This window comes from Arthrobacter sp. R4-81 (genome assembly GCF_054792365.1).
Map to the genome: position 1 here is coordinate 1,589,312 of NZ_CP096445.1, position 22,792 is coordinate 1,612,103.

Here is a 22,792-nt window from a genome sequence, read left to right on the forward strand (position 1 = left end):
TGTGACGCTCAAACTCCGGCGGCTCAGAAGGCCGGAGTCACGTCCCCGTTAGGCCATTCCTTCTCGATGAAGGCCTTCACCTCAGGGGAGTGCAGGAGCTCATCGAGCTTCTTGATGCGCGCGTCATCCTTGGACTCGGCGCGCCACGCGAGGAAGTTGGCGTAAGGATTGCTGTCCGTGGATTCGACAGCCAAGGCGTCCTTCGTGCTGAGCCCGGCCTTGAGGATGAAGTTGCCGTTGATCAGGGCGAGATCCACCGACGGATCCTTGAGGTCACTGATCAGCAGTTCCGGCTGGTTTTCCGAGAACTTCAGCTTCTTCGGGTTTTGGGCGTCCGTCAAAGTCAACACTGAGGAGTCATCCTTGATGTCTTCGACCAAGCCGGCAACCTGCAGCACCTTGAGCGCGCGCACCTGGTTGGAGGGGTCGTTGGTGATGGCAACCTTGGCGCCGTCGCCGATGTCCTTGACGTCCTTGACCTTCTCCGAGAAGGCGGCATAAGGCTCAATGTGGACGCCTTCACCGTGGGCGAAGTCGTAACCCTTGGTTTTCACCTGGTCCTCGTACCACGGCAGGTGCTGGTAGAAGTTGGTGTCCAGGGACCCATCGCTCAACGCGGTGTTGGGGGTCTGGTAATCCTCGATTTCCTTGATGTCCAGCTTGAGACCGGCCTTCGGAGCGAGCTCAGCATTCACGAATTCGAGAATCCTGGCGTGGGGAACGGGGCTCGCTCCCACCGTGAGGGTGACCGGGTTTGCCGGGTCAAGTTCCTTGACCTCGGAGCTGGAGGTGGTTGAACCACCGCAAGCGGTCAACGCCAATGCGGTGGCGATACCTGATGCCAGGAGGGTGAGTGACTTACGCATTTGATGCGTTCCTTTCGAATAGCTGGGAGCGCGCAGGCAGGACTGTTACCCCTAACGCGCTCCGGCATAAATGCAGCCGTGGTTACCGCTGCAGTGATCTTTGGGCCTAGCGGTGATCGAGGCTCCGGGCGGCCCATTCGCCCAGGAGCTGGATGATCTGGACCAGGACGATGATGAGGACGATGGTGACGATCATGACCGTGACGTCGAAGCGCTGGAAGCCGTAGTTGTACGCCAGTTTGCCCAGTCCGCCGCCGCCAACAAGGCCGGCCATGGCTGAATATCCCACCAGGGTGACAACGGTGGTGGTGGTCGCGGCCACGAGCGCCGGAAGTGATTCACGCAGCATAACTTTGTTGATGACCTGCATGGTGGTGGATCCCATAACCTGGGCAGCATCGATTTTTCCGATGTGGACATCGCGCAGGCATGTTTCAACCAGGCGGGCAAAAAACGGAATCGTCCCTATGGACAGTGACACGGATGCCGCCACTGGGCCCAGGCTCGTACCGGTCAGCAGCCTGGCAAGCGGGATAAGCGCCACCATCAGGATCGCAAACGGGATGGAACGGGTGATGTTGACGATGACGTCACTCATCACCCGGTTTGTGACGGGCATGGGACGGAGGCCGCCGGGGGCCGTCACGTGCAGGAAGACACCAAGGGGCAGGCCAATCAGCACCGTGAAGAAAGCTGAGATCCCGACCATTTGGAGCGTTTCCACGATGGCCTCGGGAAGCGCCTTCACGAGTACAGGGTTGCCGAAGATTTCGTTCACTTCTTCTCTCCTGTCGCTTGGTACTGCAGCGGGGCTTCGGACTGAATGGAGGCTTCGGGAGCGGCGAGCTTGGCGCTGATCCCGCGGGCGTGCAGATAGTCCAGTACGGCGCCGGAATCGGCGTTCCCGGCAAGTTGCACGCGGAGATGCCCGAACTGCTGGCCTCCCAGCGTTTCAACACTGCCGGCAAGGACGTTCAGGTCGATGTCGAAATGCCGGGCGACGCCGGTGATGACGGGTTCCTTGGCGCTGTCTCCGGCGAAGAGGATTTCCAGTACAGGTCCGTCCTCGAGGGAACCCCGGAAGGATTCCGACGGCGGCAGCGGCAGGAGGGCGCGCGCCAGCTTGCTTTCCAGATCTCCGGCGACGTCCTGCAGGGCGCCGTGCTCAATGATGCGGCCCTTGAAAAGCAGGGACACTGAATCGCACACGCGCTTAACCACATTCATCTCGTGCGTGATGATCAGTACGGTCAGCTGCAGCCGCTTGGTGAGGTCCTGGATGAGGTCCAGGATCTCGTCCGTCGTGGCGGGATCGAGCGCCGAGGTTGGCTCATCGCACAAAAGGACGTCGGGATCCGAGGCCAGTGCCCGGGCGATTCCGACTCGCTGGCGCTGGCCACCGGAAAGCTGCGACGGATAGGCGTTCTCGAACCCCTCGAGGCCCACGAGCTTCAGGAGCCCGGCAACCTTCGCCTGGGCTTGGTCCTTGGGCGTCTTGACGAGCTCCAGTGGGTGCGCCACGTTGCCGGCCGCCGTGCGGGAGTCCATAAGGTTCGCATGTTGGAAGACCATGCCGATCCGCCGCCGCGCCGTCCGGATTTCGGAGTCCCTTACGGAACTCAACTCGGTGCCGTCAATGCTGACGGAGCCCGACGTCGGACGGTCCAGGAGGGTCAGGCAGCGCACAAGGGTTGATTTTCCGGCGCCGGAATGGCCAATAATGCCATGGATGGACCCTTTGGGAACGGAAAGGGTGACGCCGTCGAGGGCAACCACTTCCTTTTTCCCCTGGCGGTAGACCTTACGAAGGTCGGTAACTGTGATCATTTATCCTCAGGCGGTAGGGCTCGGGCAGGACATAGCACAAGCTCGCTTCTGCAGTAAATTATGTCAGCGGGTCTGTAGGGGCGTCGATTCCGCATCAAATTCGGCCAAGGCAAGCTATATCCGCATAAGTGGGCTTTGGTTTCTTAATTCTGATTCGCTGAAACCATGCATTGAGACCGCGGCTGAATTCTTGGGAACCAAAACTGTAATGCGCAGGGTGGCATGAGGCTGTGATGTGTGTCCCATGGAAAACCCAGGCATATCGTTGCGAAGGCCAGATTCTGGGGACAAGAAGGACCATTCAGCTTCTTGGAACCGGCCCTAAGGCTGCGGACTAGAAGTCCCCGCGGCTGGCATCCTCGGGGGGAAGGACCGGCCACTGGCCCTCAATAACTGCTGCCGGTTTTGTCTTCCGCAGGTAGCTCTGGAAGTCGGTAGCCTGAGCGGCTGCCCAGTCCACCTGGAGCTGATGCAGTTGACTGGCCGGCATCCTGAGTTTGGGAAACTTGCCCGCCATCGCGTCCAGGACACGCAGGGTGGCAAGGGCATCAGCTGCCGAGGTATGGGCATTGTCCAGGTTCACGCCGTACTCCTCGCAGAGCGCTGTCAGCGTGCGCTTGCCCTTCCGGTAGCGGTCAACCTGCTTGTTCATGATGAAGGGATCGAGTACCGGGAACCGCGTGAGTTGCGGAACGCCGTACCGTGCGGATTCTGCAGCAAGCACCGTGAAGTCGTAGCTTGCGTTGAAAGCGATGACGGGAACGCCGTCGTTAAAGAGCTCCTGAAGCACCTCCGCAAGCTCACGTGTGACTTCCGATGCCGGCCTGCCCTCAGTCCGGGCACGCTCGGTGGTAACACCGTGTACCTCGCTGGCCTCTGCGGGGATTTCGACACCAGGGTCTGCCAGCCATTCGTGCTCCCTGACGACTTCGCCGCCGGCATCCACGAGCGTAACTGAGGCTGTCACAATCCTTGCCGCACGTGAGTTTCGACCAGTGGTTTCAAGATCGAAGGCGGCGCGGGGGCGGGTGTTCCAGGTGCTCATGCCATTACGCTACCTGCCGCCAGCGACAATATTTGGCGTGCCGCGCCGGGCGACGGAACCCGATCCCGCTGACGGGAGCAGCTAGTCTGGAGGCCATGCGGACGGAGTATGTCGAGGCTGTCATTGCCCTCGTGGAACTGGTTCCGGCAGGCAGTGTGCTGGCGTACGGTGACGTAGCCGAGCTCCTGGGCTCAGGTGGCCCGAGACAAGTCGGAGCGGTGATGAGCCACTATGGCAATCCTGTTCCCTGGTGGAGGGTCCTGCGGGCCAGCGGCGAGGCACCTCCAGGACTCGAAGGTAAAGCCCTCCGGCACTACCTCGAAGAGCGGACTCCCCTGCGCGGGGATGGTGAGGAGTACCTGCGGACGGGTGAAGGACTCTGGCGGGTGGACATCAGGGCTGCACGTTGGGCGCCTTCGGAGAACGACTTTGACCGCATTGACGAGATTGCCCGCCGCCTTAAGAGCCGGCTTCACGAATTGTCAGTGGCGGATGATGGAATGACTGGGTGACCGCAACTATCCAGGACCAGCAATCCGCCGCATCAGCCTCACCGGACGGTCAAACAGCAGATGCCGATATCCGCAAGGCTGAGGGACCAACAGCTGGACCGCGCAGCGGTGGAACGCACTCATCCGAAGTTGCGGCTAAACGCCTCCGGCTCCTTGCGCCCAAAAAAGTCCATCACGGCATCCCGGAACTGTCTCCTGACCAGCTTGCTGCCGTGGCCGTTCGTCAGGGCTCCGGGCCGGTCCTCGTCCCTGGAGCCCCGGGGACCGGAAAGACCACCGTTCTCGTGGAAGCCGCAGTCCGGCGCGTGGAGCAGGACGGAGTGGATCCCGAGAGAATTCTGATCCTGGCACCTGGGCGGCTTGCCGCCGACTCCCTTCGGGACCGCTTCACCGCCCGGCTGGACAGGAGCCTGAGTACCACACCGTCACGCACCTGGGCCTCGTATGCATTCGACGTTATCCGGCGGGCCAAGGCGGAAGGCATCCTTCCACTGCCAAGGCCACCCAAACTGCTCTCGGGCCCGGAACAGGACCTCATCATCAAGGAACTTTTGGAGGGCCACTCGGTGCCCGGCTTGGAGCTGCCATGGCCAGGCGATCTCGGCGCTGCGTTGGAAACCAGGGGGTTCCGCCAGGAGGTCCGGCAGCTTTTCGACCGCGTTATCGAGTCGGGGCGGACGCCGGAAGACGTGGCTGCCCTGGCAGTGCAATGCAACCGTCCTGACTGGACCGCGGCCGCCGCCCTCTATGCAGAGTATCGGGATGTGCTGGACCTGCGTATGCCTGAAGCTTTTGATCCTGCAGGCATCATTACGGCTGCGCGCCAGATCTTCCAGGATCATCCAGACTTTCTTGCAGCCGAACGGAACCGTCTTCAGCTCATCCTTGTGGATGATATGCAAGAGGCAAACCCTGCCGTTTTCGAACTGCTCGCTGACATAGGCGCAGGGAAGGATGTCTACGTCGCATCGTCCCCGGACACAGTTGTGCAGGGCTTCCGGGGTGCCCGCCCCGACCTTGTTGCCGAGTTGCCTGAGCTGCTGGCACCGGGCGGTCAACGTGTTTTGGAACGTCCTCTCAGCCGCATGCATCGGCACAGTCCCGACGTTGCCCAGGCGTGGTTATCGGTTGCTTCCCGGATATCCCGGCGAGCCGGCGGCGATTCCGCGCGGCGCCTGGAACAGGGCGAAAGTCCGAAAAACGGCGGACGGGTGGAGGCACACCTCCTGCCGTCAGCTGTTCACGAACTCCGCTATGTGGCGCAACGCATTCTCGAAGCGCAATTGAAGGAGGGGCGTGAACTTGGCGATATCGCTGTAATTGTCCGCAACGGCGGGCAGCTCAGCCAGCTTCAGCGCTATTTGTCGGGGCAGGGGATTCCAGTACGCGTTCCGGTCGCAGAGTCAGCTGTCCGTGATGAGGTTGCTGTCCGCCCGCTGCTGGATGCTTACGCCGTAGCGCTGGAGCCAGACGATCTCACTCCGGAGTCGGCTGTGTCACTGCTTACTTCACGCATCGGCGGCTCCACCCCCATCGAGCTGCGGCGTCTCCGGCAGGCCCTTCGCTCCGAGGAGATCCTGGGAGGGGGAGGCCGTTCCAGCGACGCTCTCCTGGTCGAAGCCCTGCTGGAACCGGGCGCACTGGGAAGTCTTGGTATCGAGGGGCAGTCTGCCCGCCGCGTGGCCCGCATGATCCAGGCCGGCAGGGATGCTGCCGGACAACCGGGGGCGAATGCCGAAACAGTTCTTTGGGCACTCTGGAGTTCCACGGGGCTGGCATCGAGGTGGGCTGAGGCCGCCTTGAACGGAGGGGCGGCGGGTGCCCGCGCGGATCGGGACCTTGATGCCATGATGGCGCTGTTCCACACTGCTGAACGTTTTGTTGACCAGCTGCCAGGCTCGGGCCCCGAACAGTTCCTGGAATACCTGTTGAATCAGGAACTGCCCATGGACACGCTCGCTGCCCGTGCCCAGCTTGAGGATGCTGTTGAGCTTATGACTCCCGCCAGTGCCGCGGGCAGGGAATGGCCAATGGTGATCATTGCAGGCTTGCAGGAAGGCGTTTGGCCCAATACGCGCTTACGCGGCGAACTGCTGGGGAGCACTCTTTTCGCGGACGCCGTCGAGCACGGAGTGGACTACGCGCTTCAGCTTGGCCCACTGAGCAGACTGCATGAAATCAGATACGACGAACTGCGGAGCTTTTCAACTGCAGTATCCCGCGCCCGGAATGTGTTGATCTGCACCGCAGTTTCCTCTGAGGACGAACAGGCCTCCTCCTTTCTCGACTACGTTTCGCCCTTGCGCCCAGGGCAGGAGAGGCGTGGTTTCACCACCGTGGAGCGGCCTCTGACGCTTCGAGCCTTGGTGGCAGAACTTCGGCAGTACGTCCAGCTGCAGGGCAAATTTGCGCCCGAAGCCGAGGAAGCTGCCAGAGTCCTCGCGAAGCTGGCCTCGGTGGAACCGCCTGTCCCCGGCGCCCACCCCGATACCTGGTGGGGCCTGGCCCCGTTGTCGTCTGATCGGCCGGTAGTGCCGGAAGGCGGAACAGTTTCGGTGTCACCGTCAAAGGTGGAAACGGTCCATAAATCGCCCTTGGATTGGTTTATCCAGGCTGCTGGAGGTGAGCCTGCTACAGACTTTGCCCGCAGCCTGGGAACCCTGGTGCATGCGATTGCCCAGGACCTCCCTGACGCCTCAGGCGGCGAATACCTCGCCGAACTCGTGCGCCGCTGGCCCACACTCGGAATGAAGGAGAACTGGGAGGGCAAGCTTGACTTCCAGCGGGCGGAATCGATGGTGCGCAAACTTGCCCAGTACGTGTTGGTGATGCGGAGCGAAGGTCGGAGCCTGTTGGGCGTCGAAGAGAATTTTGAAGTCAAGCTTCCGGACGTGGTGGGACTTGTTCCTGGTGAAAAGGTTCCCGACGACAACGCGAATGGTGACAACCAGGACTACAGTGCTGGCGCAGGTCAAGCCTCTGACGCGGTACGTTACGCCATTCTCCGTGGCCAAGTAGACCGGCTGGAGATTGATCGCGAGGGCCAGTTGGTGGTGGTTGACCTGAAAACAGGCAAACGACAACCGGCAAAGGCGGAAGTCGGGCGTCATCCCCAGCTGGGGGCGTATCAGGCGGCCGTGCTTGCGGGTGGATTCGACTCCGTGATCACGCCAGGAGACGGAGTCGCGACGCGTGCCCTCCAGCCTGGGGGAGCGATCCTCGCGCAGCTTGGCACGAGCAGCAAAAGCCCTGCCGTTCAGCAACAGGATGCTTTGGATCCCGCGGGTAACTGGGCGTTGGACCTGGTGATGGAGGCTGCCCGCGCAATGTCGGGCAGTACGTTCGAGGCTCGCCACGATCCCTCCAAGGGCGGGCATGGCGGTCACGGCTGCAGATTGCCTGAGGTCTGTCCGCTGTGTCTCCGCGGAAAGCAGGTTACGCAATGAGCGCCCAGACGATCCACAGCGCGTCCGCGTCGCCCCTGGAAGCCTTACCGACGCCGGAGCCCCGCTTTACCCCGGAGGAATTGTCTGCCCTCCTCGGGGAAAAGAACCGTCCTACAAAAGAACAGTCAGCCATCATCTCCTCCCCGCTATCGCCCAGGCTGGTAATTGCGGGGGCGGGTTCCGGGAAGACTGCCACCATGGCGGACAGGGTGGTCTGGCTGGTAGCAAACGGGTGGGTGAGTCCGGAGGAAATACTCGGGGTGACCTTCACCCGCAAGGCCGCCGGGGAGTTGGCCAGCAGAATCCGGGCCAAGTTGACGGTGCTGCAGCGCATTGCCGCGGAGGATAGGCAACAGCAGATCTTCCCGGCCGGCCTGGTGAATGCCGATGCCCTTGAACCCAAAGTCTCGACCTACCATTCCTACGCCAGCGGCATCGTCTCGGACTACGGCCTCCGCCTTGGGGTGGAACGGGATGTTGTGCTTCTTGGCGGAGCCCAGGCGTGGCAGCTCGCCAGCGAAGTGGTGGAGGCATTCGACGGAGAGTACGCTCACTTCCGTGCCGCCAAGTCCACCCTGGTGAAGGCCGTGATCCAAATGGCGGGAGAATGCGCCGAACACCTCCAGGAGCCCGCGGAGGTTCAGGAGTGGCTCATGGCCCGGGTGGCCGAATTTGTGGCTTTGCCGTACGTCGATGGCGCGAAGAAGAACGCCACGCAGGCGGTGGAGGAGCTTGAGGCCATGCTGCGGACGAGGGCGAGCGTGGCGGACATGGTGGCACGCTACTCACAGGCGAAGCGGGCCAGGGGCGCTTTGGACTTCGGAGATCTGGTGGCGCTTGCGGCCCGGGTGGCGAGAGACATTCCCCTGGCAGCCGCTCTGGAGCGGGAGCGATACAAAGTGGTCCTGCTCGACGAATTCCAAGACACATCACATGCGCAGTTGGTGCTGTTTTCACGCCTGTTCGGACACGGCCATGCCGTAACGGCCGTAGGAGATCCCAACCAATCCATCTACGGGTTCAGGGGCGCCTCCGCTGGGCAGCTCTTCCACTTCGTCCGGGAATTCCCTGTGCCTGCACCTAACCCCGGGCCATCCAGCACAGCCGGACCGGCCGAACGGTGGATGCCGGCGCCTGTTTCATATCTGACCACAGCCTGGCGCAACGGAAAGAACATCCTTGCTGCAGCCAACGTTATTTCAGCTCCCCTCAGTGCCGCAGCCGCGCATAAGGGGCCCGCGGGCGAACGGGGCGCCGGCGCAGCCATCGATGTCCCGCCGCTGCAGCCCAGCCCTGCAGCTGTTTCCGGACAAGTGGTTATTGGGCGCTTCGGCACGGACGAGGATGAGGCCGCGGCTATCGCCGGCGACGTTTTGAGATATCGGGTAACGGACTTTGAGGAGACGTTGCAGGCGGACAGGGTGCCGCCGTCCATGGCTGTTCTCTGCAGGCGGAGGGCCCAGATGGAATGTGTCCGCCGGCAGTTTGAGGTGCGGGGGATACCCTACGAAATTATCGGTCTCGGTGGACTCCTGGATACACCGGAAATCGTGGACCTTGTCTCCACTCTGAGAGTTCTGGCAGACCCTGGGCGTTCCGATTCCCTGATGCGTTTGCTGGCCGGTGCCCGGTGGCGGATTGGACCGGCAGACCTTATGGCCTTCCGGGACTGGTCGGCATTCCTTGCACGGCGAAGGTCCCACGAAGGCTCCATTGCTCCGGAGGACACTGAACAAGATGACTCGGTAACCGTGATCGAGGGTGACCTTACCGATGCCGCCAGCCTTGTAGAGGCATTGGACCGTTTGCCAAGGGACGGGTGGGTGTCGGCACACGGGCGAGTGATCAGCAATGAGGGCCTGGACAGGCTGAGGCGGCTCTCGGCTGAGTTGAGGCAGTTGCGTGGCTTCATGGGTGATGACCTGACAACCCTGCTCGGGGAAGTGGAACGAGCCATGTTGTTGGATATCGAGGTCGCTGCCCGTCCCGGAGTCAGTATCCATCAGGCCAGGCGTAACCTTGATGCCTTCCATGATGCCGCCGTCGGATTTCTGCACACCTCAGAGCGGATAGATGTCCTTGCGTTCCTGGCCTGGCTGGAAGCCGCCGCCGCCGAAGAGGGAGGCTTGGACGCCGCTCCTCCGGAGGTGAACCATGAAGCGGTGCAACTCCTGACGGTTCATGCGTCCAAGGGGCTCGAATGGGATGTTGTTTTCGTTCCGGGCCTGAACGCCGGTTCATTTCCCAGCAACCGTGATTCGCGATGGAGCAGCGGGAGCGCTGCGCTCCCCTGGCCCTTGAGGGGGGACCACGCAGACCTCCCCCAATGGGATCTTGAACAACCGGATCAGAAGGGGTGGCTTGAAGCGGAAAAAGACTTCAAGGCTGCCGTACAGACGCACTCCGAGGCGGAAGAGCGGAGGCTGGCTTACGTTGCCTATACACGGGCAAAGTTCGTTTTGTGGGTGTCCAGTGCGGCCTGGGTGGGATCCCGCTCCGGGATGGCCGAGATGTCGCCTTTCCTCTCTGACCTTGCCCCTCTGACTGCACTTATGCAGTCACCTACAGGGGATGGCGACGGCGGTGGGGACCGAAGGGAATCGCAAAAGGCCCAAGCTGTTGTGCACGTTTCCTCCATTGAGGAAGCATCTGTGCCCGAACAAAGCCCCTTGACGCAGGAACTCGAGGTGGCTGAGTGGCCTTATGACCCGCTCGAGGGGCCAATTGATCCGCGTACACGGAAGCGGCTCAGCCTGGTCCCGGGCCGCCGCGAGGACATGGAGGCGGCCGCTGCCCTCGTTCTGGCAGGCCTGAGCGCAGGGGTCAATCCGAATACCGAAGAAAAGCTGCCAGAAGCCGTAAAGCAGCAAAGTGACGTGAACCAACACAGTGCCGAGCAGAAACAACTCAGGGGAGTTGCGGGTTCCTGGAGGAGGGAAGCTGCAATGCTGCTGGAGCGTCGCTTTAAACGTTCATCTGTTCAGGATGTTCACCTCCCAGGGCACATTTCTGCTTCGACTTTGGTGGATCTCAATGACGATCCTGGAGCCGTTCTTGCCCGGCTTCGACGACCCGTCCCTCGAGAGCCGGGGATGTCCGCGCGCAAGGGAACCGCCTTCCACGCCTGGGTGGAGGAGTACTTCGGCACCGCTGGAATGCTGGATCTTGGCGAGGCCGCAGGATCTGACGAACACATCGACGAGGCCTACGGGCTGGACAGCATGGTGGAGACATTCCGTTCCTCCGAGTGGGCGAACAGGGCACCCGTCCATGTGGAAATCCCCGTAGAAACCCGTATTGGCGAGGTCGTGGTGCGGGGCCGGATCGACGCCGTGTTCAAAGATGCCGACGGACGGTGGGACCTCGTGGACTGGAAGACAGGCCGCCCACCGTCTGCCCGCCAGCTTCAGACCAAGGCAGTCCAGTTGGCGGTCTATCGGCTCGCGTGGTCCCGGCTGAAGGGGGTGCCCCTGGAGGACGTCAGGGCTGCTTTTTACTACGTGTCGGAAAACCTGATTGTCCGTCCCCACGACCTCGGCTCAGCCGGGCAGCTCGAGAAAATCATCACGGCAGCGATCAGTTCCCCTCGCACGGAAGGACCGGCCTAAGAAGTTTTCAAGTCAACGATCTTCAGAGCCGCGGTGGAGGTGTCATCGGCCGAGCCCGTTCCACCCTCCGAAGGGTCGGCATGGCTTCCATCATTGCCGCCCCGGTCCTTTTCGGAACTCGCAGTTGCAGAGACGTGGTCCGAGCGCTTCTCAGACTCCATGTCTATTTCGGGCCGGACGGCATGGCCAAGGCTGTCATCCGAAGGGGTCACCACCGGCGCGCTGTCCCTGGTTGGTGTTGGCTCACCAGCCGGGATCGGTGTCACGTGAACGGCCGGGATGGCCTGGTCCACGCCAATGCCACCGGGAGCCTCACGGGGGATAGGTGTAACCGTGAATCCATTTCCTTGCCCCGTTTCTGCCCTCGGGGCGGTCCCAGCCGGATGGGGTAAAGAATCGACACTGATGGGCTGCCCGCCATGTTCCACGATGTCGCCTGCTAAGGCGGACAGCATCTCTTCGGCTTCGGAAATCATGCCCTCATCGCCTGAAGCCACGCCCTTAACAAGGAACTGCGCCAAGGCGAATTCCGCTGACAATGCTGCCCGCCTGAGCAGATGATTGTCCGGGGAGTCCCGCCGGGCGCTGGTGTAATGGCGAAGGACAGCGTCCACGAAGCCCTGCTCGTTGGATGCCACGAGCCAGGCAATGTCATCAGCCGGGTCCCCGATGCGCAGGTCAGTCCAGCCTGTTACTGCCGTTACACGCTGTCCCTCCACCAGGAGATTGTCCTCATGCAGGTCTCCGTGCACCACACAGGGGTTGAACCGCCAGAGCGAAACATCCTCAAGGGCATGCTCCCAGCGCCGCAGCAGGACTGACGGAATTTTTCCTGTCGTCGCAGCCTGGTCCAGCTCGTTGAGGCGACGCTGACGGAACTCATTAGGGGTGTAGGTCGGCAAATCAGCATTGCTTACCAGCGAGTGGGGGAGGTCATGGATTGCACCCAGGGCGGAACCGATTTCCTGTGCCAACTCATCTGACCCTGCACTGAGTTCCTCCACGCTCCGGGTGGCTCCGGCGAGGTGTGAGTAAACGAAGGTTGTGAGGGCGCCTTGCCGGACCGTTCCTGCCACGGTCGGCATCAGGAAGGGGAGTTCTGCGCGGATACCGGGAGTAAAAGCCTTCAGCACCATGAACTCGGTCTCCAGCCGGGTGCTTGCCTCTGAATGCCGGGGGGAACGTACCCTCCACCGTTTTCCCTCAGAGTCGAGGAGGAGAGCCGAGTCGAAGTCCGCCGGATCGTCAGGAGCAGAGGACACGGCAGTAAGAGTCAGTCCTGGGACTGCTGCAGTTGCTATGGCTGCCAGTTCGATCGGTTTTCTTCTCACGGTTCCACGGTAGATTGACAGTCGCCCAAGACAATGATGTGGTCCGGCGAGTCCTGAGATAAGGAACAAATCACAGAGTTCTGTGCGGCAGCGCATGGAAGGGGCCGAAATATCAATTGTCAGCCCGAGTCAGTACGGTAGGTACATGAGTCTTGCTGAGCCACCTGTACCGCAGCACGGACCTGTAGTGCAGGGCGGACCTGTAGTGCAGCATGAAACTGCACCGCAGCAAGGCCGGCCACGGGAAACGCAGGAGTCGGGAGGGCTTCCGCTTTCCTCCACCAGAGCCAACCACCTGACTGACAACTTGCTTCCCGTCCGCCCGGCCCTGGTGGATCGTGGATCCTCGGAGCGCCTCAAACCAGGAATGGTTCAGGCCCTCATCGAATCGGGAAACGCCCTGGCTATGGTCCTCGCGGGCAGAAAGGCGTTGGTGCAGGCGAACGAGCTGGTGCTCCTCGACGCTGCCTTCTTGGCCCAAAGTTTAGGCGAGGCGGGTGTGCGGCCCGGGCATGTTATCTATCTCGGATCCCCATTGGACGATGAACGCATCGCCCCCGACACCGGGATCGTCCTCTTTGTCTTGGCTGATGCCTTGGCTCCTGGCACTTCCGGCATTCCGAAGGCCGCAGAGTGGGCCGGTTTTCGGGATGTAGCCGCGCAATTGGATGCCCTGCATAGCGCATTGTTCGTCGAAGCAAGCGCAATTGCCAACTGGCACAGCACGCATACGCATTGTCCCCGCTGCGGAGCCAGGACCACTGTTGAGGCAGGCGGATGGGTACGCCGTTGCCCTGAGGATGGTTCAGAGCATTATCCCCGGACCGATCCTGCGATCATCGTTACGGTGGTCGGTGCGGATGGCAGGTTGCTTCTTGGCGGCGGGGGTCCAGTCGATGCCAAAAACTATTCAACCCTCGCGGGTTTTGTGGAGCCGGGGGAGTCCCTTGAGCAGGCAGTAGTCCGGGAGATCTTTGAAGAGGTAGGGGTGCGCGTGAATGCCTGCCAGTACCTCGGCTCACAGTCCTGGCCGTTTCCTGCATCACTTATGCTGGGCTTTACCGCCCTGACGTCCGATGTTGAGCCACGGCCCGACGGCGTTGAGGTCACCAGGGCGCGCTGGTTCAATCGGGCAGAGCTACAGGACGCGGTCCTCCAAGGAGACGTCGTCATATCGAGCAGGTTGTCCATCTCGAGGTCCCTTATTGAGCACTGGTACGGCGGAGTGATCCAGGACCGCCCAACCGGTTCCTGAAAGCGCTGTACTCTTGAACGCGCTATTGAACCACAGCTTTCCATGGCATCAATATGCACCACCGATCATCGCCCACCGATCAATTGAGCAGTAGAAGTGACAACAGAAAACCTGGACGGAACAGCGCCCCTCGATGGCGCAACGCTTGAGGAGCGTATCCTCGGCGGTCTGGACGACGAACAGCGCGAAGTCGCCAGTACCTTGAACGGACCCCTCTGCGTGCTCGCGGGGGCCGGAACGGGAAAGACAAGAGCGATCACGCACAGAATCGCGTACGGCGTGCATTCCGGTGTCTACAGCCCTCAGAGGCTGCTGGCAGTCACCTTTACTGCCCGGGCAGCGGCGGAAATGCGGAGCAGACTCCGCGACCTGGGAGTCGGCAATGTCCAGGCCCGAACCTTCCACGCTGCGGCGTTAAGGCAACTCCAGTTTTTCTGGCCACAGGCAGTGGGTGGAACGTTGCCGAATCTGCTGGATCACAAGGCGCAGATGATCGCCGAGGCGGCCCGGCGTCTTCGGCTCAGCACTGACCGCGCGTCCATCCGTGACCTGGCGTCGGAAATTGAATGGGCCAAGGTGTCAATGCTGACCCCTGCCAACTACCTGGAGAATGCGCAGGACAGGGGAACCCCTGGCGGTTTCGACCTCACCGCCGTCGCACGGGTCTTCCAGTCCTATGAGGACGTCAAGACAGACCGGAATGTTATCGACTTCGAGGATGTCCTTCTGATAACCGTCGGGATCCTTCAGGAGGATCCGAAGGTGGCGGCAACGGTACGGGAGCAATACCGCCATTTCGTGGTCGACGAGTACCAGGATGTTTCGCCGCTTCAGCAAAGACTCCTGGAGCTCTGGCTGGGCGGACGCGACGAATTGTGCGTCGTGGGGGATGCCAGCCAGACCATTTACTCATTTACCGGCGCATCGCCCAAGCACCTTTTGGGATTCAAGACGATGTATCCCGCGGCGAATGTGGTGAAGCTTATCCGTGACTACCGTTCCACGCCGCAGGTGGTGAAACTGGCGAATGACCTGCTTGCCAACCGCAGGAGCGGGGGACCCGCAGCGGACGGGGCTTGGGCTGCGCCCCTGAAGCTTGTGGCCCAGCGGGCTCCCGGACCCGTGCCTCAGTTCACCGAGTGCGCAGACGATGAAGCGGAAGCGGCCACGGTGGCCGGGAAGATCCGCGCACTCCTCGATTCAGGCCTGCCTGCAAGCCAGATCGCCATCCTGTTCCGAACGAACGGACAATCTGAGGCCTATGAGCAGGCGCTCGCTTCCGCCGGCATCGGCTATCAACTCCGGGGCGGGGAGCGGTTTTTCGCCCGAAAGGAAGTGCGGGACGCCATCCTCCAACTGAGGGCTGCCACCAGGGCTGCGGCAGAGTCGTCAGAGCCGGAACCTCTCGGCCAGCTGGTAAGGGACATCGTGGCTTCACTGGGGTACACAGACTCTGCACCGCACAGTGGCGGGGCTTTGCGGGAACGCTGGGAATCGTTGGCTGCTTTGGTTGCGCTTGCCGACGAACTCGTGCTCAGCCGGGGACCACAATTCAATCTCTCGGACTTCGTCAACGAGCTGCAGGAACGTTCCCTGGCCCAGCATGCGCCTACGGTCCAGGGTGTCACTCTTGCGTCGTTGCACGCAGCAAAGGGCCTGGAATGGGATGCAGTGTTCCTCGTCGGTCTAAGCGAAGGGCTCATGCCGATTTCCTTCGCCGATACGCCAGAGGCTGTGGACGAGGAACGCCGCCTCCTCTATGTCGGGATCACACGCGCGCGTGAGCACCTGTCCCTGTCCTGGTCTTCGGCAAGGACGCCGGGCGGCAGGGCCAACCGTAAACCGTCCCGCTTCCTTGACGGCTTGAGGCCGGATTCCGTCGTCACCTCCTCAACAAGGGGTGCCGGAGCGGCTCCACGCCGGAAAGCCGCCGCTCCGTCTATGTGCAGGGCGTGCGGGAGCATGCTGTCAACAGGAGCGGAACGCAAAGTGGGGCGCTGCAGCCAGTGTCCGCCCAGCTATGAGGAACAGACGTTTGAGGCACTGCGGCAATGGCGGAAGGACGTTGCGCTGACAGCCGACGTACCGGCATTCGTCGTCTTCACCGACGCAACGCTGACGGCCATTGCGGAGGCGCGCCCGTCGTCCTTGGAAGAGCTGGCGCAACTGGCGGGTGTGGGTCCTTCCAAACTCGAACGCTATGGCCAGGCTGTCCTTGCGGTGCTGGTGGAAAGCAGCACTGTATGACTCCGGGTGCGGGAGAATTACCGTTAACGCACGACGGCGCGCCGGTGGTGGTACGCCGCTCGGCCCGCCGTCGTCGGACTGTCGCTGCTTTCTGGGAAGACGGTAAAGCCGTCGTTGCGATCCCGGCGCATTTCAGCCGGGCCCAGGAGAAAGAGTGGGTCAGCCGGATGCTGGCTAAACTCCGGCGGCAGGGCTTGCGCCGGTCGGCGGGCGCCGGCAAACGGAATCCCGCCACAGACACCGCGCTGGCGGACCACGCAGCGGCTTTATCGGCACGCTACCTTGCGGGACGGGCCGTTCCCACGTCTGTCCGCTGGGTAAGCAACCAGAACTCGAGGTGGGGCTCAGCGACCCCTTCCGAAGGCACCATCAGGTTGTCTGACAAGCTGCAGCCGATGCCCCAATGGGTGATTGATTACGTCCTGCTCCATGAACTCGCCCACCTGCTGGTTGCCGGACATAATGCCGCCTTCTGGCGGTTGCTGGAGTCCTATCCGGAGACGGGGCGGGCTAAAGCCTTCCTGGAGGGCGTTTCCTTTGCCACATCCCGTGGCATGGGGAGGCTTTCAGGCGAAGCCGCTTCAGACGACAGCCAACATCAAGACGCTTTGGAGCCCGGATGCGCCGACGCTGACTGACCGCACCGCAGATTGGGATGGATCCTCTCGGGATGCTGGGTCATTCAGCTTTTGGATGTGCCTGCGTCGTCGCCGTTGGAGTCATCCTTCTTGCTGTCGTCGTCCGCTTCGGCGGGAGTCTCCGGATCCTCAGGTTTTTCCTCATCGAATCCGCCACGCAGCAACTTTTGGAGCGCGTCGTCCACTTCCGTCTCACTGGCCTCCGCAAGTTTGCGGCGGCTACTGAAACCCTGAGGATCATCGAGGTCCTCGGCTGTGGGAAGCAAATCAGGGTGATGCCAGATGGCGTCCCTGCCGGCAACGCCCCTCTCGGCCTTTAGCGTTGCCCAGAGCGTGGCAGCTTCGCGGAGCCTGCGCGGACGCAACTCCAATCCGACCAACGACGAGAAGGCATGTTCAGCGGGGCCCCCGGTAGCCCGTCGGCGCCGGACAGTCTCGCGGAGTGCAGAGGCTGACGGAAGCATCTTCTCCGTGGCCGCAGCGGTGAGCTCATCCACCCAGCCCTCAACCAGGGCCAGCGCGGTTTCGAGCTTCTCAAGGGCCTGTTCCTGGGCAGGTGTGCGCTGGGGCATAAAGACCCCCTGGGAGAGTGCCTCCTGGATACCTTCAGGATTGCCGGGATCCAGTTCCCTGGCCAATTCTTCAATCTTGGTCATGTCGATATGGATCCCACGGGCGTAAGCCTCGATGGCTCCCAGCAGATGTCCACGAAGCCATGGCACCTGAACGAACAGGCGGGCGTGGGCAGCTTCACGGACCGCGAGGAAAAGGCGGATGTCTCCCTCGGGCAGGCTGAGCCCCTCTCCAAACTTTGCCACGTTGGCCGGAAGCAGCGCCATCTCCAGATCGGCCAGGGGCACCCCGATATCGGTGGAGCTGACAACTTCGGCCGAGAGGGCGCCGATAGCCTGGCCCAGCTGCATGCCAAAGATTGCCCCGCCCATGTTTTGAAGCATCGAGGAAGCGCCACCCATCATGGACTTCATTTCCTCGGGCAGTTGGTCGCTCAAAGCATTCGTCAGGGCGTTGGCGATGCTGTTTGCCACGGGTTCAGTCAGCCGCTTCCACGTGCCGAGCGTTTCTTCAACCCACTCTGCCCGGGACCAGGCCCGGCCGATGAGCCCCGTGGCCGGAAGCTCAGTCACCTGATCAAGCCACAGCTCGGCAAGGCGAAGGGCTTCATCGATCTCGCGGGATTGCTGCGAGGTGACTGAAGGGTCTGAACCGCTGGCCGCAACCCTGCGGGCGTTCTCATGAGCCAGTTGCCAGTTGACAGGGCCTTCTGAGGAAGCGCTCATCATGGCCTGGACCTGCGAAAACATCTGGGCCAGCAGGTTCGGGTCCTCGGGAAGGCCGGCTGCTTTGGCAAGTTCAGCGGGATCAATATTGCCCATACCCTTGCCACCCATCAGGTTCTGCAGCATTTCTGCCAGCGGATCCTTCGGGTTCTCGTCGCCATTGGACGGATTGAGTGGGTTGGAGGTCATGATCCCGCCGATCGTCGGTGTGACTGTTGATCAAGTTCACGGTACCCCGGTCAACGAGCGGCTGTCTGCCGAAAGCCGGCTTCGTTCGCTCTAGGCAAAGAGCCCGCCGCCGGATACACCGCGTAATGTTAGAGACTGGACATATAGGCACGCCTTTGAGCGTGACCCCGTGATGAGTAGCGCTGACAGCTGGTGCATGCGAGGTCAAAAGCCGGTAGGGGAGAGGTTCTTCATTGACGCTAACTGAGGGCGACCAGCAGGTGGGCTGGCCTGAAGCAGGCCCGGAAGGCAGTTCTCCGTCTGAGGACAAGCGATTCACGGCGATGGCTGTCTCGGCTGTCCTGACACTCATTCTCGGCATCGGGCTGTTCACTCTTCCTGTGCCCTACGTGGTGGAGACTCCCGGCCCGACCTATAACACCCTCGGTGTGGACAAGGCCGGCAATCCCGTCATCAGTATTAAGGGACGGGAAACGTTTCCTGCAAACGGAAACCTTTATCTCACCACGGTCTACGTCGAAGGCGGTCCGAAAGGTTACGTCTCAGTGCTATCGGCATTTGCCGCGTGGGTAGACGAATCAAAAGCCGTCTATCCCGTTGAAATGATCTACCCCGAGGGCATCACCAGGGAAGAGTCGGATCAGGAAGGCGCCGCGGCCATGACTACCTCCCAGGAGGACGCTGTAGCTGCGGCCTTGAACGAACTGGACGTCCCCTTTGACCAAAAGCTGAAGATAGCCGACGTTCCGGACTCCTCCCCTTCGCAAGGAAAGCTGGAACGCGGAGACGTTTTCGTGTCCGTCGGGGGAAAACCCGTAACTGCCCTGAACGTTGTTCAGGAAGAGCTGGCGGCAGGGGCAGGGAAGCCGGTGCCCGTCGTCGTCGACCGCAACGGCACGAGTGTCACCGAAACGATCACCCCCGCCAAGAACGCCTCGGGCCGTTACATTCTGGGCGTCCAGCTGGAATACGACTTCACTTTTCCTGTTGAGGTAAACATCTCCCTACAGGAGGTGGTAGGTCCGAGCGCCGGCATGGTGTTCGCTTTGGGCATTGTGGACACCATGACTCCCGGTGACCTCACTGGCGGCCGGAAAATTGCGGGAACCGGAACTATTTCCCCCGACGGATCAGTGGGCCCGATTGGAGGAATAGGGCAAAAGATGGTTGGTGCCCAACGTTCCGGCGCCACCGTTTTTCTTGCCCCGGCAGCAAATTGTGAGCAGGTTCTGGGCCATATTCCCGACGGTCTACAGGTAGTGAAAATCGAGAACCTCGCTCAAGCCAAGAAAGCGGTCGAGTTGGTCGGTGCCGGACAGGACACGGCCGCACTCCCGACGTGCACCACCGACTAGACTAAATCGAGGAACTTAGCTCCACCGCCACTCGTGGCATATATAACCAGTCAGCGCCAGTCTGTGAACGGGAGCTGGCACCTGCGCCACAACAGCATCACCCGCGAATCAGACGACCAGCTATGAGGTACAAAGTTTGACCCGTCCCGCCAGCCCCATGCCGCCCACAAGCACTACGCAGTCAAGGCGCAGCGCCCTGACGCCGACCCTGATCGTCGTTGCCCTGGTTGTGGTCGGATTCATCTTCTTCGCCAACACCTGGACAGATGTCCTGTGGTACCAGCAGCTCGGATACTTTGAAGTCTTCCTCACGGAGAACCTGGCCCGGATCGGCATTTTTGTCGCGGGCTTTGGCATCATGGCGGCCGCAATGTACTTCGCGATCCGCATTGCTTATAACGCCAGGCCTGTCTACGCTCCCGACGCCGAAATACGGGACAACCTGAACCGCTACCAGGCGCAGCTTGAGCCCGTCCGCCGGGTCGTGATGGTCGGACTCCCCATCCTTTTCGGCCTTTTTGCCGGCAGTGCCGCTGCAAGCCAGTGGCAGAAAGTCCTCCTGTATTTCAACCAGGTTCCGTTTGGCCAGAGTGATCCCGAGTTTGGGCTGGACATTAGTTTTTACCTCATGACGTTGCCGTTCCTGGGGTTCGTCACGGGCTTCCTGATCAGTGTGGCCGTGGTCGCAGGCATCGCGGGAATCCTGACGCACTACCTGTACGGCAGTATCCGCATCATGGAACGCGGCATCTTCACCAGCCGCGCAGCACAGATCCATCTCGCTGTAACGGGCGGCACATTCCTGCTGCTGCTGGGTGTGAACTTTTGGCTGGACAGGTATGCCGCCCTCCAGAACAACGGAGGACGCTGGGCCGGAGCGCTCTACACTGATGTGAACGCCGTCATTCCCACCAAGGCAATCCTGGCCGTGGCAGCCGTCCTGGTGGCAATTCTCTTCATCGTTGCTGCCATCATCGGCAAGTGGCGGTTGCCTGTCATTGGTACAGCGATGCTGGTTATCACGTCCATTCTCGCCGGTGGAGTTTATCCTTGGGTCATCCAGCAGTTCCAGGTCCGGCCCTCCGAGCAGACCCTCGAGAAGGAATTCATCGAGCGGAACATCGGGATGACCAGAACAGCCTACGGTCTGGACAAGATTCAGGTGGAGCGCTACAACGCCACCAACACGGCAACGTCGGGGGCTTTGGCCCCGGATGCCCAGACAACGCAGAACATCCGTCTCCTCGATCCAAACCTGATCTCCGATGCGTTTGCACAGCTGGAGCAGTACAGGCCGTACTACACGTTCCCTGAGACCTTGAACGTGGACCGCTATGAGGTGGACGGCAAAGTCCAGGACACCGTTATTGCGGTCCGCGAGCTCAATCCAGGCGGGCTGAGCGCAAACCAGCAGTCCTGGCTGAACACGCATGCCGTTTACACCCACGGTTACGGCGTGGTTGCCGCCAAGGGCAACAAGTTCACCGTGGACGGAAAGCCGGACTTCCTGCAGGCAGGTATCCCTTCCACGGGTGTGCTTGGTGACGACTCCACATACGAACCGCGCATCTACTTCGGGGAGAACTCCCCTGAATACTCCATTGTCGGGGCGCCGGAAGGCTCACCACACCGTGAACAGGACCGTCCCTCGGCGAGGGAAGGCGGTGGGGATACCCAGTACACCTTCACTGGCAATGGTGGTCCAAATGTGGGCAGTTTCTTGAACAGAATCCTGTATTCAATAAAGTTCCAGTCGAGCGATCTGCTGCTGTCCGACGCCGTGAATTCCGAATCGCAGATTCTGTACGAACGGAGTCCCCGTGAGCGGGTGGAAAAAGTAGCACCGTATCTGACTGTGGATGGCAATGCTTATCCGGCGGTTGTAGATGGACGAGTGAAGTGGATCGTTGACGGGTACACCACTAGCCAGTACTACCCGTATTCGCAGCAGGAGCAGCTATCTGAAGCAACTGCGGACTCGCAGACGGTGGCCGGGCGGTCTGTAGCCTTGCCCAACAGCTCTGTGAACTACATCCGCAACTCGGTGAAGGCAACCGTCGATGCCTACGACGGCTCGGTGGAGCTCTACGCGTGGGACGACCAGGATCCGGTCCTGAAGGCCTGGCAGAAGGTCTTCCCAACGTCGCTGAAGCCCTACTCCGAAATGTCCGGTGACGTGATGAGCCACGTTAGGTATCCCGAGGACCTATTCAAGGTTCAGCGTGAGCTCCTGGGCCGTTACCACGTCACCCAGCCGGACAGCTTTTACCAAGGCGATGATGTCTGGAGCGTCCCCAACGATCCAACGGTGGAGCGTGAGGTTAAGCAGCCTCCGTTCTACATGTCGCTCCAGATGCCGGATCAGGAAAATTCAGCATTCCAGCTCACATCCTCATTTATTCCCCAGATCGTTGATGGCAGTGCAAGGAATGTGCTCTACGGCTTCTTGGCCGCTGACTCGGATGCTGGCAAAGAGAAGGGCGTCAAGGCGGAGAGCTACGGCAAGTTGAGGTTACTGGAGATTCCGCCGGAAACTCAGGTGCCCGGTCCAGGACAGGCTCAGAACAAGTTCAACTCTGATCCAACAGTCTCCCAGGCGCTTAACTTGCTTCGTCAGGGCGCGTCAGACGTGTTGAATGGAAACCTGCTCACGTTGCCTGTAGGCGGCGGTATCCTCTACGTCCAGCCGGTTTACCTCAAGTCCACCGGCGAGACCTCGTACCCTACGCTTCAGCGAGTGCTCGTAGCCTTTGGTGACAAGATAGGCTTCGCTCCCACTTTGGACGAAGCCCTGAAGCAGCTCTTCGGAGGCGATTCTGGTGCTGCTGCAGGTGACTCTGCCAACAATGGCCAGGCTCCTCCTGCTCCAGGGGGTACAACCCCTCCGGCGCCAGGCACCACGGATGCCAAGGCGGAGCTGAAGGCGGCACTGGACGAAGCGAACGCAGCCATAGCGGCCGGCCAGGCAGCACTGGCTGAGGGCGATTTTGCAGCGTACGGTGACCAGCAGCGGAGATTGGCGGATGCCCTGAAGAGAGCCATCGATGCTGAGGCTAAGTTGGCTGTTCCCGGAGCAGCGCCCGCTGCTTCGCCTACAGCTACGCCGACACCGTCCCCCAGCCCCACCAGCTGACCCTGGAAGGCCTTCCGGGCCGTAGCGACGCAGCAGTAGCAG

At 61.3% G+C, this 22,792-nt stretch carries 14 protein-coding genes; 8 read left to right on the forward strand and 6 right to left on the reverse strand.

Annotated features, from left to right (window positions below; translation table 11 throughout):
• Nucleotides 1-23: 23 nt before the first annotated feature.
• From M1E05_RS07495 to M1E05_RS07510, 4 genes are all read right to left on the reverse strand, one after another.
• A complete protein-coding gene (locus tag M1E05_RS07495; RefSeq protein WP_461164891.1) occupies nucleotides 24-866 on the reverse strand; it encodes a MetQ/NlpA family ABC transporter substrate-binding protein in 843 nt (280 codons plus the stop codon).
• Nucleotides 867-972: 106 nt separating this feature from the next.
• Entirely contained in the window at nucleotides 973-1,644 is a 672-nt protein-coding gene (locus M1E05_RS07500; protein WP_461164892.1) for a methionine ABC transporter permease, read from the reverse strand.
• Complete coding sequence (locus tag M1E05_RS07505; RefSeq protein WP_461164893.1) at nucleotides 1,641-2,693, reverse strand: methionine ABC transporter ATP-binding protein; 1,053 nt, start codon at nucleotides 2,691-2,693, stop codon at nucleotides 1,641-1,643. Before M1E05_RS07505 ends, M1E05_RS07500 begins: the two co-directional genes overlap by 4 nt.
• A 334-nt stretch (nucleotides 2,694-3,027) precedes the next feature.
• On the reverse strand, nucleotides 3,028-3,738 hold the full coding sequence (locus tag M1E05_RS07510; protein ID WP_458111455.1) for a 3'-5' exonuclease: 711 nt from the start codon (nucleotides 3,736-3,738) through the stop codon (nucleotides 3,028-3,030).
• 95 nt (nucleotides 3,739-3,833) lie between these two features.
• On the opposite strand from M1E05_RS07510, the gene M1E05_RS07515 reads away from it, so the two are divergent.
• The 3 genes from M1E05_RS07515 (at nucleotide 3,834) to M1E05_RS07525 (ending at nucleotide 11,304) form a co-directional block, all read left to right on the forward strand.
• Nucleotides 3,834-4,250 carry an MGMT family protein gene (locus M1E05_RS07515; RefSeq protein ID WP_461164894.1) on the forward strand — a complete coding sequence of 139 codons (417 nt, stop codon included), beginning with the start codon at nucleotides 3,834-3,836 and terminating at the stop codon, nucleotides 4,248-4,250.
• A gap of 179 nt (nucleotides 4,251-4,429) precedes the next feature.
• A complete protein-coding gene (locus M1E05_RS07520; RefSeq protein WP_461165209.1) occupies nucleotides 4,430-7,696 on the forward strand; it encodes an ATP-dependent helicase in 3,267 nt (1,088 codons plus the stop codon).
• Nucleotides 7,693-11,304, forward strand: a complete 3,612-nt coding sequence (locus M1E05_RS07525; protein WP_461164895.1) for an ATP-dependent helicase — start codon at nucleotides 7,693-7,695, stop codon at nucleotides 11,302-11,304. Before M1E05_RS07520 ends, M1E05_RS07525 begins: the two co-directional genes overlap by 4 nt.
• Here M1E05_RS07525 and M1E05_RS07530 read toward each other — a convergent pair.
• Nucleotides 11,301-12,635, reverse strand: coding sequence for a macrolide 2'-phosphotransferase (locus M1E05_RS07530; RefSeq protein ID WP_461164896.1), 1,335 nt, complete (start codon nucleotides 12,633-12,635; stop codon nucleotides 11,301-11,303). The two genes, M1E05_RS07525 and M1E05_RS07530, sit on opposite strands and share 4 nt — an antisense overlap.
• 145 nt (nucleotides 12,636-12,780) lie before the next feature.
• Here M1E05_RS07530 and nudC point away from each other — a divergent pair, with 145 nt between their 5' ends.
• The 3 genes from nudC (at nucleotide 12,781) to M1E05_RS07545 (ending at nucleotide 16,775) form a co-directional block, all read left to right on the forward strand.
• Nucleotides 12,781-13,890 carry an NAD(+) diphosphatase gene (gene nudC, locus M1E05_RS07535; RefSeq protein ID WP_461164897.1) on the forward strand — a complete coding sequence of 370 codons (1,110 nt, stop codon included), beginning with the start codon at nucleotides 12,781-12,783 and terminating at the stop codon, nucleotides 13,888-13,890.
• Nucleotides 13,891-13,986: 96 nt separating this feature from the next.
• Complete coding sequence (locus M1E05_RS07540; protein WP_461164898.1) at nucleotides 13,987-16,137, forward strand: ATP-dependent DNA helicase UvrD2; 2,151 nt, start codon at nucleotides 13,987-13,989, stop codon at nucleotides 16,135-16,137.
• Nucleotides 16,134-16,775 (forward strand): M48 metallopeptidase family protein, encoded by a 642-nt coding sequence (locus tag M1E05_RS07545; protein ID WP_458111449.1) that lies wholly within the window; start codon nucleotides 16,134-16,136, stop codon nucleotides 16,773-16,775. Before M1E05_RS07540 ends, M1E05_RS07545 begins: the two co-directional genes overlap by 4 nt.
• A gap of 44 nt (nucleotides 16,776-16,819) precedes the next feature.
• On the opposite strand, the gene M1E05_RS07550 is transcribed toward M1E05_RS07545, so the two are convergent.
• Nucleotides 16,820-18,262: a zinc-dependent metalloprotease gene (locus tag M1E05_RS07550; RefSeq protein ID WP_461164899.1), complete on the reverse strand. Its 1,443-nt coding sequence runs from the start codon at nucleotides 18,260-18,262 to the stop codon at nucleotides 16,820-16,822.
• Between the two features lie 233 nt (nucleotides 18,263-18,495).
• On the opposite strand from M1E05_RS07550, the gene M1E05_RS07555 reads away from it, so the two are divergent.
• Both M1E05_RS07555 and M1E05_RS07560 read left to right on the forward strand, forming a co-directional pair.
• A complete protein-coding gene (locus M1E05_RS07555; RefSeq protein WP_461164900.1) occupies nucleotides 18,496-19,617 on the forward strand; it encodes a YlbL family protein in 1,122 nt (373 codons plus the stop codon).
• A 157-nt stretch (nucleotides 19,618-19,774) separates the two neighbouring features.
• Nucleotides 19,775-22,750, forward strand: a complete 2,976-nt coding sequence (locus tag M1E05_RS07560; protein ID WP_458111446.1) for a UPF0182 family membrane protein — start codon at nucleotides 19,775-19,777, stop codon at nucleotides 22,748-22,750.
• Nucleotides 22,751-22,792 lie beyond the last annotated feature (42 nt).